The sequence below is a fragment of the Chryseobacterium taeanense genome, from assembly GCF_900099685.1.
Lineage (GTDB): Bacteria > Bacteroidota > Bacteroidia > Flavobacteriales > Weeksellaceae > Chryseobacterium > Chryseobacterium taeanense.
Map to the genome: position 1 here is coordinate 150,469 of NZ_FNDW01000001.1, position 13,194 is coordinate 163,662.

Below are 13,194 nucleotides of genomic sequence, written 5' to 3' on the forward strand. Positions count from 1 at the left end.
AGTAAGATTATACCCAAGGTGAGTAGGGCAATACCCGAAGTAAGTAGAAAAATACCTAATATCAATAGAGCAATACTTAAGGTGAATAAAGGTGGAACTCCAATTGTTAGGTATAAAAAAACTCACTGATTTTTTCCAGTGAGTTTTAATTTATTCGATATCAAAGATTACCTTTTCGGTATGGTCTTTAAGATCTTCCAGATTGGTATTGTTATAAATGATGCAGTCTGCCAGCTTGATCTTATCTTTTTCGGGCATTTGTCTTTCCATAACGGCCTGGACTTCTCTATACGTTTTACCGTCTCGGTCCATCACCCTTTTAATTCTGATATTGTCTTCGGCAGTTACCAGCACAGATTTGTAGCATTCCCGGTGTAGTTTTAGCTCAAACAATAAAGCTGTTTCTTTAAAGACCAAATACTTGGTTTGCTTTTTTACCCAGTTTTCAAAATCGATACGTACAGCCGGATGAATAATCTCGTTCAGTTGCCGAAGCAGATCTGTATTGCTGAAAACTTTTTCCGCTACGAATTTTCTGTTATAAAATCCGTTTTCATCATATGCATCTTCGCCTAAGATTTCTTTAATCTTTATCTTCAGATCTTCATTTTCATTTACAATATCTTTTGCCCGCTCATCAGAATAATAGACAGGAAATCCGAATTCTTCAATGAATCTGGCTACGGTTGTTTTCCCTGAGCCTATCCCTCCTGTGAGGCCGATAACCTTGGGTGATGATAATGGTTCCGGTTCGGCTTTCTGAGTTTCTGAATGTAGTTCTTCCATAGTTTACTTAATATCCGAAAACATCATTAAAGCTAAAAGTTTCATCCAGCCTTACGCCTTTTTCTGTCATTTTCAGGCTAGCCAGCTCATGGTGGGCATCATGTTCAAAGAACAGCAGATATTCATTGTCGATACACTGTTTCAGGAACTTTCCTTTCTCTTCTAAAGTAAGGAGAGGTCTGGTGTCATATCCCATCACATATACCTGATTGATATGTCCTGCCGTAGGAATAAGATCAGCCGCGAAAACGATTGTTTTTTCCTGATATTGAATCACAGGAAGCATCTGTTTTTCTGTATGTCCGTCTACGAAGATTACGTCCATTTTAAGATCCGGAGCAAACCCGTAATTCCCTGTTGTCGGAAGAGGTAAAAAATTCAATTGGCCACTTTCTTGGATCGGTATAATATTTTCTTTTAAAAAACTTGCTTTTTCTCTTGCGTTAGGCTCTGTTGCCCATTGCCAGTGATTTTCATTCGTCCAGAAGTGTGCATTTTTAAAAGCAGGTCTGTAGCCGGTTCTATCATCATTCCATTCAATAGCTCCGCCACAATGGTCGAAGTGAAGGTGTGTAAGAAAAACATCGGTAATGTCTTCTCTTACAAAACCATATTTCTTTAAATTTTTATCTAATGTATCGTCTCCCCAAAGCGAATAATGGCTGAAGAACTTTTCGTCCTGCTTATCACCCAGTCCGCAATCGATCAGGATAAGTTTCTTTCCGTCTTCCACCAGCAGAGAACGTGTTCCCAGCTCTATCAGGTTTCTTTCGTCTGCAGGATTGGTCTTTTCCCACAGACTCTTTGGGACGACTCCGAACATGGCTCCGCCGTCGAGTTTAAATTTTCCACATTGTATTGGATATAATTTCATATAATATTAAGATTTATAATGTTGTTTATTTTAATAGTTTTATATCTGAAAAAATAAGATTTTCATGGCAGTTTTAAAAATTATTTACATGAAATTTTACTGCTGCTACTGATAACTACTTATGATTTCAGAAAAGTTCTCCCGGATTTTTAGGCCTTGCAATATTTAAATGTTTGTACGCTTTATCCGTTACCTCACGCCCTCTGGGCGTTCTGATGATAAATCCTTCCTGAATCAGGAAAGGTTCATAAACTTCTTCCAACGTTTCCGGATTTTCTGCGATTGATGTTGCCAGGGCAGAAATTCCCACAGGTTTTCCTTTAAAATTCTCAATCATGACCCGCATGATTTTATTATCCATTTCGTCAAGACCAAACTCATCTACATTTAACGAATTAAGAGCATATTTCGTAATGTTGATCTCGATTTCTCCATTTCCTTTGATTTCTGCAAAATCACGGACTCTTCTGAGAAGAGCATTCGCAATCCTTGGAGTTCCCCGGCTTCTGCGCGCAATTTCAATCGCTGCATCTTCGTAAATCTTTACCCCCAAAACCCTTGAGCTTCTCTGAATAATCATTGATAAAAGCTCAATCGTATAGTATTCCAGTCTGCTCTGGATTCCAAATCTTGCCAGCATGGGTTTGGTAAGCATACCACTTCGGGTAGTTGCACCCACCAGTGTGAAAGGATTTAAACCAATCTGGACACTTCTTGCATTCGGACCGGTCTCAAGCATAATATCGATCTTGTAATCTTCCATGGCAGAATACAGATATTCTTCCACAACAGGCGACAGGCGGTGAATTTCATCGATAAAAAGAACATCGTTCTCTTCGAGATTGGTAAGTAGGCCTGCCAAACTCCCGGGTTTATCCAATACCGGCCCTGAAGTAATTTTACAATTTACTCCTAATTCATTCGCTATGATATTGGCTAAAGTAGTTTTTCCTAAACCTGGAGGACCATGCAAAAGAACATGATCGAGTGCACCGCCACGTTTTTTAGCAGCCGTTACAAAAACTTCAAGATTTTCCAGTGTCTTTCTCTGACCCGCAAAATCCCTGAAACTCTGGGGACGAATCTGCTCTTCCTGTGCAAGTTCTTCACGGGAATAATTGTCTTTATCTGGATGTAAAAAGTCTGGCATTAATTCAATTTCATTTACCGTAAAGATAAGGAAATTGAGGTTACGATTAAAGAAGGATGTTAAGATTTAAGGTTGAGGTTAAGGTTTAGGTTGAGATGAGACGAGCAAAACATTTGATTTATTTTAAGTATTTTTGGAAAGGAAATTTAATAATAACAAATGATAAAAGATTTTACCGAAATGCCCGTTTGGCAAAAGGCAATGGATATTGCTGAAAAGTGTTTCAAAATATCTGAAAGTTTACCCAAAAAAGAAGATTATGCACTCGCATCACAATTAAGAAGAGCCGCCGAAAGTATTTCGGCAAATATTGCTGAAGGTTTTGGGAGAAGAACATCTAAAGATAAAAGCAGATTCTATGATATTTCGAGAGGATCAGCATTTGAAACGAAAAGCCATTTAATATATGGGCACAGAGTAAAATATTTTGCAGAAAATGAGAGTTTAGAAATACAAAATTTAATTGGTGAGGTTATATATGATTTAAATAAAATCACAAGTAGATTAAATAATAACCACTTTTAACCTCAACCTCAACCTTAACCTCAACCATAATACATGAAACTAATTGGACCTTTTAAGCAAATTATAACGCTTGCCAATCTTCCTCTAAGAGGAAAAATTTCAGATGAGCAGCTCGAAATTGTTGAAGATGGCGGAATTATAGTCAACGGAAATAAAATTTACAAAATCGGAAATTTTGAAAATTTAAAATCTGAAAATCAAAATATTGAAATTGAAAAAGTTCAAGGAGAGCAGATTGTTCTTCCTGCTTTCACAGATTCACATACCCATATCTGCTTTGGTGGAAACCGAGCTAATGATTTTGCCATGCGTAATGCCGGGAAGACTTATCTTGAAATTGCTGAAAGCGGGGGAGGAATATGGAGTTCAGTGCAGCATACACGAAATGCTTCTGAAGAAGAATTATTAAAAACATTACTGGAGAGAATTGATTTTCTGATAGCTTTGGGAATAACTACCATTGAAGTAAAAAGCGGCTACGGCCTGGATGTGGAAAACGAACTTAAAATGCTGCGGACGATTCAAAAAGCACAACAACAGACTCTGGCTACATTGGTTCCTACGTGTCTTTCTGCGCATTTGAAACCAAGGGATTTTAAAGGAAGCAATGAAGAATATTTACAATATATTTTAAATGAAATTTTACCAACAGTAAAAGAAGAAAACCTGGCCAAAAGGGTTGATATTTTTATCGAAAAATCAGCATTTCAACCTGAAGAAAGTAAAACATTTTTGCTTGAAACTAAAAAACTAGGTTTTGATATCACGGTTCATGCAGACCAGTTTACTCCCGGAAGTTCAAGGATTGCGGTAGAAGTAAGAGCGAAGTCTGCAGACCATCTGGAAGCGACTGTTGATGAAGATATTGAATTCATAGCACAATCTGAAACAGTGGCTACGGCGTTACCCGGCGCCAGCCTAGGTTTAGGTGAAAAATTTACTCCGGCAAGGAAATTACTGGATGCCGGAGCTATTTTGGCGATCGCAAGCGACTGGAATCCAGGATCGGCACCGATGGGAAATTTAATTACACAGGCTTCTATTTTAGCGACATTTGAAAAGTTGACGACGGCGGAAGTTTTAGCTGGAATAACCTTTCGTTCTGCTTTTGCGTTAGGACTTCAGGACAGAGGAAAACTGGAAGTAGGATTAAAAGCAGATTTTGTTACATTCAAAACTGATAATTTCCAGAATGTACTTTATCATCAGGGAAGTTTGAGAGCGGAACATGTTTATATTGAAGGAATGAAAATTGAATAGTTTATTGTAATAAAAATTACGTTTAGATGCTTTCTGCATAAGAACTACAACACACACAAATTGAATTTATGAATAACAATATTTGGCAGGGAAGATTAGACGGCGAAGAACTTCTTTACCACAGAATATTTCAGCGGGTAAAGGAAGAGAATAATTATGATATTATTTCAACTAAGGATTTCGTTTTGCACGGATTTGCAGTAGATGAAGGAGTCAAAAGGAATAAAGGAAGGGAAGGTGCAAAAGATGCTCCTGACGTAATCAGAAAGAATATGTCAAATTTTCCGGTAATCCGTCCCGATTTTACACTTCTCGATTTCGGAAATATTACTTGTGAAGATGGTAATCTGGAAGAAACACAGAATAATCTGGCAAAAAATGTATCTAAAGTATTACTGAAACATGGCAGGTCTGTTGTTTTGGGTGGAGGACATGAAGTTAACTATGCTCATTATCTTGGGTTAAAAACAGCTTTTCCTGAACAAAAAATAGGAATTATTAATATAGACGCTCATTTCGATAATCGGCAACCGGAAAATGGAGTAGGAGCGAGCTCTGGTACGGGTTTCTGGCAGATTGCTCAGGAAGGAGTAATGAATTCTTTGCATATCGGGATTCAGAGAAATTCCAATACGTTGAAGTTATTTGATACTGCCCATCAATACGGAATGAAGTATATTTTAGCAGATGAAATTTTCTTTGAAAATCTTCCGTCAATTTATCAGAGAATAAATGATTTGACTGAAAGTGTAGATTATCTATATCTCACCATATGTATGGATGTTTTTAATACTTCCATTGCGCCAGGAGTCTCCGCTTCTGCTTACAACGGTATTTTTGCCGATGCTGCATTTATGCATCTTTACAGACATATTTTAAAAAGTGAAAAACTTTTGGCGCTTGATGTAGCAGAAGTCAATCCTTCCTATGATATTCAGGACAGAACGGCAAGGCTGGCGGCCACACTTATTAATGAGTGGTTTATGGTTTAGCATTATTTCAATAGAGAAAATCATTATTTTATATTATCCTAAGGAACACATTTTGTTTCTTTCACATCGCTTTTTTAAAGCAATAAATAAATTCAGTTTTGAATTTGAAACAGAGACTATATTATGGAACAATTAATTGAAAATAAACTTATCAAAGCGGATGAGGCATTTTCAGAATGGAAGAAAATTCCATTCGAACACAGGCAAAAACTTATTGCCAAGGCAGCTGAAATTTTGAAATCACGTTCTGAAGAATTTGGAGCAATTATAACTTCAGAGATGAATAAGCCCATTTCACAGGCGATTGCTGAGGTTGAAAAATGTGCTTTGATGATGAATTATTATGCAGATGCAGAAAATATTTTACAGCCTGAAAAAATAGAATCTGAATATTCTTTTTCTGAAATACATTATGTTCCGAAGGGAGTGATTTTGGGTATAATGCCTTGGAATTTTCCTTTCTGGCAGGTTCTGAGATTTGCTACTCCAGCCATTTTAGCAGGAAATACAGTGGTGCTGAAACATGCATCGATCTGTTTCGGAAGTGGAAATGCCATTGAAAAGGTACTTCTTGAAGCAGGTTTTCCTGAAGGTGTTTTCCACAATCTTGAGATCGGACACAAAGATGTAAAGGAAGTTATAGAGCATAAGGCTATCGCAGGAGTAAGCTTAACAGGAAGTGAAAAAGCGGGTGCAGATGTTGCTTCTATTGCAGGGCAAAACATTAAAAAATCTTTATTGGAACTTGGCGGAAGCGATGCATTCATCGTGCTGGATGATGCAGATATTGGTGAAGCGGCTAAAGTTGGTGCATTGGCGAGGCTTCAGAATTGCGGACAAACCTGTGTAGCGGCAAAAAGATTTATTATTGATGAAAAAATTGAGGATGCATTTCTTCCGAAATTTATTGAAGAGTATCAAAAATTTATTCCTGCAGATCCTATGGATAAGGAAACAAAAATTGCGGGAATGGCAAGACCCGATCTGGCAGATGATTTAGAAAAACAGTTCAAAAAAGCTCTTGAAAACGGAGCGGAGATTATTCTTCCTTTGGAAAGAATTTCTGATAATGAATTCATGCCGGGGCTAATCAGAGTAAAAGAAGGAAATCCGATTTTGAAAGAAGAACTTTTTGGACCTTTAGGGATGGTTATGATCGCTAAAAATGATGAAGAAGCATTAAAGCTGGCCAATGATATTCCTTTTGGGTTATCAAATTCTGTATGGACTAAAAATAAAGACCGTCAATTATTTTTTATTGAAAATCTGGAATCCGGTACAGTCAATATTAACAGAATGACAAGTTCTGATCCTCGTTTTCCTTTTGGAGGAACCAAAACCTCAGGATACGGAACAGAACTTTCTTTATTGGCTTTAAAAGAATTTGTGACTGCAAAAACCATTGTCGGAAACTAGTATTAAAGAATCATTTAAACATAAAAAACTCCCGGAAAATTTCGGGAGTTTTTGTTTATATAACATTTTGATTTAAACCGTAGTCAATCTTAATGTATTGGTTTTTCCACCTTCGTAAGATGGAGTGGCATTGATATTAATAACAAAGTCTCCAGCCTCAATATAACCATAATTATGAGTAAGCATATTAACCTGGATAATCGTTTCATCAGTGGATTTCTTCATATCATAATAATAAGCGTGAACTCCCCAAAGTAGGTTCAGCATTGTAATAACTCTCTTATTTCCGCTGTAAACGATAATGTGAGAATTAGGTCTGTGCGCTGAAAGCTGGAATGCTGTGTAACCTGAACTTGTTAAAGTAACGATTGCAGAAACATTCGTTGTCTTTGCTATTCTTACGGCTGCAAGACAAACTCTGTTTGTGATAAATCTTTCGTCAATACAGTTAAAGTCCTTTTCAATCGGCTCATTTCTATGTTGATAGAAGTGAGTGGTTTCGATGTTTTTTACAATCTTCGCCATGTTTTCAACTACCTGAACCGGATATCTACCTACTGAAGTTTCTCCGGAAAGCATTACGGCATCAGCACCATCCAGTACAGAGTTAGCTACGTCATTTACTTCTGCTCTTGTTGGCGTTAAGCTGTTGATCATGGTTTCCATCATCTGCGTTGCAATAATCACAGGCTTAGAATAGAATCTTGCTTTTTCTACCAATGTTTTCTGAATGGCAGGAACTTCTTCCATAGGAACTTCTACCCCTAAATCACCACGAGCAACCATTAATCCGTCGCATTCCAACAAAATTTCGTCGATATTTTTTACGCCTTCCGGTTTTTCAATTTTAGCGATAATCGGTGTTTTGAATTTCCCGTTCGGATGTTTTGAAATTAATTCTTTAAGATCAATAATATCCTGAGCATGACGTACAAATGAAAGAGCAATCCAGTCAACTTCCTGATCGAGCATGAAATTGGCATCCTGAATATCTTTTTCCGTTAATGCAGGAAGAGAAACATTCGTATTCGGAAGATTTACACCTTTTTTAGAACTTAGCGGCCCACCCTGAATTGTCTTGGCTTTTACAGTATCTGTAAGGTTGGTTTCAGTTACTTCCAAAACTAATTTACCGTCGTCGATAAGTATTCTTTCTCCAACTTTTACATCCTGGGGGAATTGCTGGTAAGTCATATACACTTTGGTAGAATCTCCTTCTATCTTCTCATTTGTGAAGGTAAGAATATCTCCCGGATTAAGATATGAACCCTCTTTTACAACACCTACTCTTAGTTTGGGACCCTGTAAATCTCCTAAAATACCAACAGAAAAACCGTATTCTTTGTTTAGTTCTCTGATGATTTCGATATTTGAACGAACTAAGTCGTAATCTGCGTGTGAGAAATTTATTCTAAAAACATCAACACCTGCTCTCATTAACCCTAACATTACTTCTTTCGACGACGACGCCGGCCCAAGTGTTGCGATAATTTTTGTCTTCTTTAAATACTTATTCATAATACTGGATAATTTGATAAAGTTCTTCCTCAGAACCTAATGTATAATCTTGAATTGGAAAAACAAGATTTTCAGGGAGCAAAATTACGGAAAAATCAGGAAACTGTTCCGAACTATGCAAAATATATTGCACTTCTACCTGATTATTTAATAAAAATTTAATGTTTTCTTCTTCTGAGAAGAGCTCAGTTTGTATTTTTTTTTGTTTACTTTCCGAAGATCGGTTTGAAATAAACGTAAAACATGTCTTGGTAAACTTGTGATATGCCTCAAATCGTGGAAAAAAATAATCATAATACGATCCATGATAGACGAGATCATCAATCCTTTTAAATTTAAGATCGTTTTTTTGATTTACGGTATAGAAAAACTCATGATCGGGTATATTTTTGGCTAATCTTACCAATCCTATGGTAACATCTTCAAATTCTATATCATCAAGATCATAAAGCTTTTGAATTTCCAAGTATGTTTTCTTTTTTGTTTAAAATATAAAATGCTCTCTGTGCTGCTTTTTCTTCCGCTTTTTTCTTAGAGGTTTCTGTAGCATTTGCGATTTTGTCTTCTCCGAGCCATACATGACAGCGAAAAACGATCGACTTGTTCACCTGTATCTCTTCACAGGTTTCGTATTTTATATTTAATTTTTTCTTCTGGCTCCATTCGAGCAAAAGACCTTTATAACTTACAATTTTATTTTCAAGCTTATTCATTTCGCTTGGTGTAAGAAGTCTTTCTAAAATAATCTTCCTGCAGGTTTCGTAATGAAAATCCAGATACACCGCACCTACTAAAGCCTCAAATAAATTTCCGGAGATATTTTCACCTAAAGCTAAAGATGCCTGCTTTTGCAACAGATCTGTCAGTTTTAGATCTTCTCCTAATTTATTAAGATTTTTCCTATTCACAATCTTAGACTTCATTTGTGTGAGATATCCCTCGTTAGCCTGAGGATATGTACGAAACAAATGACATGAAATGATTGTACCCAAAACAGAATCTCCTAAAAATTCGAGCCTTTCATAATTACTGTCTTTCTTAGAAGAATTTTTTAAAGAAAAAGCTTCACGATAAAGCGCAACATTTTGCACCTCAGTACCGAGAATTTTGTTAAGTTCAGTACTGAGAAAATAATCTCTCTCCGTTAATTTTCTTTTTCTTTTTTTGAGAAGGAATTTAGAAAAGTATTTCTGTAACTCCATTCAGTAGATTTAGATTTTCTTAAATAGAACGCAAGCGTTGTGCCCACCAAATCCAAAAGTATTGCTCATGGCTACTTTTACATCTTTCTTCGCAGCCTCATTGAATGTGAAATTCAGTCTGCTGTCGATATTCTCATCATCAGTAAAATGGTTGATGGTAGGAGGAACAATACCATGAATAATTGTTCCCAACGCAGCAATAGCTTCAATGACTCCGGCAGCACCCAATAAGTGACCTGTCATAGATTTTGTAGAATTAATCTGAATGTCAAAAGCGTGCTCTCCCAATAATTTTGAAATGGCATTGGATTCTGCAATATCTCCTAATGGAGTAGATGTACCGTGCATATTGATGTGATCTACTTCATCAGCAGTTAAGCCTGCATCTTCCAAACAGTTTTTCATTACCAGATAAGCTCCTAAGCCTTCAGGGTGCGGTGCGGTCATATGGTGTGCATCTGCACTCAGACCTCCGCCTTTTAATTCTGCATAAATTGTTGCACCACGTTTTACCGCGTGTTCATATTCTTCGAGAATGATAGTTCCTGCTCCTTCTCCTAATACAAATCCATCTCTGTCTTTGTCAAAAGGTCTTGAAGCGGTTTTAGGATCATCATTTCTTGTAGAAAGTGCCATCATCGCATTGAACCCGCCGACACCACTTGCTGTAACGGCTGCTTCAGAGCCACCGCATACAATTACATCTGCTTTTCCAAGCTGGATCAGCATTTTGGCATCAATCAAAGCATTTGCTGAAGATGCGCATGCAGATACTGTTGTGTAATTAGGACCGTGAAAACCATATTCTATAGAAATATGTCCCGGTGTGATATCCGCAATCATTTTAGGAATAAAGAAAGGGTTGAATCTCGGGATTTCCGTATTTGCCCATCCTAAAACTTCAGTTTCGAATGTCTCCAAACCTCCGATTCCGGAACCCCAGATTACTCCGACTCTGTTTTTGTCTACGCTGTCTTCAATAATTCTTGAGTGTTGTACTGCTTCTCTTGCAGCAACAAGCCCAAGCTGTGTATTTCTATCCATTTTTTTTGCCTCTTTCTTATCGAAATGTTGCAACGGATCGAAATTTTTAACCTCGCAGGCGAATTTTGTTTTAAAGTTTGTGGCATCAAAAAGAGTAATAGGAGCGGCACCGCTCTCACCTTTTACAAGATTTTCCCAGTATTCTTTTGCATTATTTCCAATAGGTGTTATTGCTCCAAAACCGGTTACAACTACTCTTTTTAATTCCATAAACTTTGTTTAATTTCTTTTTTGTTGAAGAATATTATTTATTTACTACTTCTTCGATATAAGCGATAGCGTGTCCTACAGTAGTAATTTTTTCAGCCTGATCATCAGGGATTTGAATATTGAATTCTTTTTCAAACTCCATGATTAGTTCAACTGTATCCAATGAATCAGCTCCTAAATCGTTTGTGAAGCTAGCTTCAGGAGTTACTTCTGTTTCTTCAACGTCAAGCTTATCAGCGATGATAGCTTTTACTCTTGATGCAATGTCTGACATAGTAAATTTTTTTTTAATTGTTAGATGCTGCAAATATATAAAATTCTTTACGATAAAACATTTTTTTAGTCTTTTTTGTGGCTTGCAGGTGTGTATTTTGTTGTGTTTATGTTTAGTCTTTTAGTTTTCAGTGGTTTATATTTTATTATTTCATAATCTTGTTTATATGTGTTTATGTGCAAAAAAATAAGAGAATGTTTGTTGTAATAGAATGGTAAGTTGCGGATTATTATATGAGGTTTTTAATTCATGTATTATGATTAGTTTTGCCTTTTATTTTAAAGTTATTTTAAAGCTTCATTTAATTCAATGAAAAAAAATATTTGTGTTTTATTCTTTTTAATTTCTATATCGCTCGTAGCACAGATCAAAGGAAAAGTTATCAAGATAAAAGATGGTGATACAATTGTTGTCTTATTGGAAGACAAAACCGAGCAAACATTAAGACTTGCGGAAGTTGACTGTCCGGAGAGAGGACAGGCTTTCGGGAACAATGCTAAACAGTTTACTTCCGATCAGGTTTTTGGTAAAAATGTTGTTTTTTACAAAGTTGGAAAAGACAGATACGGAAGAAGCGTTGCTGGTGTATTCTATGATGAAGATAAGTATCTTTCAAGGGAGATTGTGAAAGCAGGATTTGGATGGTGGTATTTTAAAACTTCAAAAAATACGGAACTTCAGAAATTTCAGGATGAGGCGAAGTCAAAGAAACTTGGCTTATGGGGTGATAAAAATGCAGTTTCACCCTGGGAATTCAGGAAGAGTAAAAAGAGCAAGGAAAAATGAAACATCTTCTCAATTTAGTCTGGACTATGTTATGTTGGTAAAAAAACCGTGAATCTCTGACGAGATTAGAACGTCCGGATTACGGTTACTATTTTTTAAGTGCATAATATTATTTACATATTAGATAGGTATAAATAAAATTGTATTCTGTTAATCGAAAGATAATATGAAATGATTGTGGATTTCTGACAAAAACAAAAAGAGAAAATGCAATTATCTAAAAATTAATAATTTACAAATTCTCTTTAGTTTAAAAAGTGGAGTTGGAGGGATTCGAACCCTCGTCCAAACAAGCAATACATAAGCTTTCTACATGCTTATTCTGCTATTGGTTTTCGACTGAACGCAGAGAGCAGACACCCAACGTTCAGCTTATCTTCTGAGGTTTTCGAGCTTTAACCGAAGTGTCTAAAGCCTTATTTCCGCATTCCTATATCCCAGAATCAAACGCCGCAGAACAGAGCGTTTGTGGAATATCTTGCTTCCCTACTAACATCTTCGGGAAAACGCTTGATCTACTATACTTCGATATTAAGCTGCAAGAGCGAACTCTTCGTTGCCAGTTAAAATTTTGTAGCAAGGGATTATAGAGATCGCGCTACGGTTCTCTGCATGCTTACTTACCCATTGACCTTGCTGTCGAAACCAGTCAACCCCATGAATAAAGTGAATGCAAAGATAATACTTTTATTTTTATTAGAAGCTTTATCCCGCTTTCCTCTATATCTTTTGGGTTACGGCTCCGCTACGCTCCGCCGCAACCCAAAAGGATGTCGTTTCAATCGGGGCTAGGGGAGTGGTCATTCGTTTTAAAATTAGGATTAATAATTAGAATTTTAACTATTTTATATGATTAATTTTGCAGGTAAATAAAAAATTCCTACTTTTGCAATCCAAAATGAGATGTAAAATATGTTAATAATTCCAGTTAAAGATGGTGAATCCATCGACAGAGCATTAAAAAAATATAAAAGAAAATTTGATAAAACAGGAACAGTTCGTCAGTTAAGAGCTAGACAACAGTTTATCAAGCCTTCTGTAACTTTAAGACAAGCTAGATTAAAAGCAGCTCACAAGCAAAGAAATCTTAGCAAAGAAGAGCAGGCTTAAGAAATTTTCTTAATTCGCATACTAATTCACTCTTTAAATACTTATAT

Annotated in this window: 14 protein-coding genes and 1 other RNA gene; 6 read left to right on the forward strand and 9 right to left on the reverse strand. The window is 36.4% G+C overall.

What is annotated here, in order from left to right; genetic code table 11:
- Positions 1-150: 150 nt before the first annotated feature.
- The 3 genes from coaE to ruvB form a co-directional block, all read right to left on the reverse strand.
- Complete coding sequence (coaE, locus tag BLR30_RS00680; RefSeq protein ID WP_089853247.1) at positions 151-786, reverse strand: dephospho-CoA kinase; 636 nt, start codon at positions 784-786, stop codon at positions 151-153.
- Between the two features lie 7 nt (positions 787-793).
- Positions 794-1,660, reverse strand: coding sequence for an MBL fold metallo-hydrolase (locus BLR30_RS00685; RefSeq protein WP_089853250.1), 867 nt, complete (start codon positions 1,658-1,660; stop codon positions 794-796).
- A gap of 127 nt (positions 1,661-1,787) precedes the next feature.
- The gene (gene ruvB / locus BLR30_RS00690; RefSeq protein WP_089853253.1) at positions 1,788-2,810 is read right to left on the reverse strand and encodes a Holliday junction branch migration DNA helicase RuvB; all 1,023 of its coding nucleotides are present in this window, start codon (positions 2,808-2,810) and stop codon (positions 1,788-1,790) included.
- Between the two features lie 159 nt (positions 2,811-2,969).
- Between ruvB and BLR30_RS00695 the strand changes: the two genes are divergently transcribed.
- The 4 genes from BLR30_RS00695 to BLR30_RS00710 all read left to right on the forward strand — a co-directional run bounded on the left by BLR30_RS00695 (position 2,970) and on the right by BLR30_RS00710 (position 7,003).
- A complete protein-coding gene (locus tag BLR30_RS00695) occupies positions 2,970-3,335 on the forward strand; it encodes a four helix bundle protein (protein ID WP_089853256.1) in 366 nt (121 codons plus the stop codon).
- A gap of 33 nt (positions 3,336-3,368) precedes the next feature.
- Positions 3,369-4,595, forward strand: coding sequence for an imidazolonepropionase (gene hutI / locus BLR30_RS00700; protein WP_089853260.1), 1,227 nt, complete (start codon positions 3,369-3,371; stop codon positions 4,593-4,595).
- 68 nt (positions 4,596-4,663) lie between these two features.
- Entirely contained in the window at positions 4,664-5,587 is a 924-nt protein-coding gene (gene hutG / locus BLR30_RS00705; protein WP_089853263.1) for a formimidoylglutamase, read from the forward strand.
- Between the two features lie 123 nt (positions 5,588-5,710).
- Positions 5,711-7,003, forward strand: coding sequence for an NAD-dependent succinate-semialdehyde dehydrogenase (locus BLR30_RS00710; RefSeq protein ID WP_089853264.1), 1,293 nt, complete (start codon positions 5,711-5,713; stop codon positions 7,001-7,003).
- A gap of 72 nt (positions 7,004-7,075) precedes the next feature.
- Here BLR30_RS00710 and pyk read toward each other — a convergent pair whose 3' ends face one another.
- Genes pyk through BLR30_RS00735 form a run of 5 tightly spaced genes read right to left on the reverse strand, consistent with a single transcriptional unit; the run spans position 7,076 to position 11,251 of the window.
- Positions 7,076-8,521: a pyruvate kinase gene (gene pyk / locus BLR30_RS00715; protein ID WP_089853268.1), complete on the reverse strand. Its 1,446-nt coding sequence runs from the start codon at positions 8,519-8,521 to the stop codon at positions 7,076-7,078.
- Positions 8,514-8,987, reverse strand: coding sequence for an IPExxxVDY family protein (locus BLR30_RS00720; RefSeq protein ID WP_089853272.1), 474 nt, complete (start codon positions 8,985-8,987; stop codon positions 8,514-8,516). The genes pyk and BLR30_RS00720 overlap by 8 nt, the downstream gene beginning before the upstream one ends.
- On the reverse strand, positions 8,965-9,723 hold the full coding sequence (gene rnc, locus BLR30_RS00725; RefSeq protein ID WP_089853275.1) for a ribonuclease III: 759 nt from the start codon (positions 9,721-9,723) through the stop codon (positions 8,965-8,967). The genes BLR30_RS00720 and rnc overlap by 23 nt, the downstream gene beginning before the upstream one ends.
- A gap of 9 nt (positions 9,724-9,732) precedes the next feature.
- Positions 9,733-10,977 (reverse strand): beta-ketoacyl-ACP synthase II, encoded by a 1,245-nt coding sequence (fabF, locus tag BLR30_RS00730; protein WP_089853278.1) that lies wholly within the window; start codon positions 10,975-10,977, stop codon positions 9,733-9,735.
- 34 nt (positions 10,978-11,011) lie between these two features.
- On the reverse strand, positions 11,012-11,251 hold the full coding sequence (locus BLR30_RS00735) for an acyl carrier protein (protein ID WP_002976354.1): 240 nt from the start codon (positions 11,249-11,251) through the stop codon (positions 11,012-11,014).
- Positions 11,252-11,560: 309 nt separating this feature from the next.
- Here BLR30_RS00735 and BLR30_RS00740 point away from each other — a divergent pair, with 309 nt between their 5' ends.
- On the forward strand, positions 11,561-12,037 hold the full coding sequence (locus BLR30_RS00740; RefSeq protein WP_089853283.1) for a thermonuclease family protein: 477 nt from the start codon (positions 11,561-11,563) through the stop codon (positions 12,035-12,037).
- 255 nt (positions 12,038-12,292) lie between these two features.
- On the opposite strand, the gene ssrA is transcribed toward BLR30_RS00740, so the two are convergent.
- Positions 12,293-12,694: a transfer-messenger RNA gene (gene ssrA, locus BLR30_RS00745) on the reverse strand.
- A gap of 255 nt (positions 12,695-12,949) precedes the next feature.
- Here ssrA and rpsU point away from each other — a divergent pair.
- Positions 12,950-13,147 carry a 30S ribosomal protein S21 gene (rpsU, locus tag BLR30_RS00750; protein ID WP_062697349.1) on the forward strand — a complete coding sequence of 66 codons (198 nt, stop codon included), beginning with the start codon at positions 12,950-12,952 and terminating at the stop codon, positions 13,145-13,147.
- Positions 13,148-13,194: the final 47 nt, after the last annotated feature.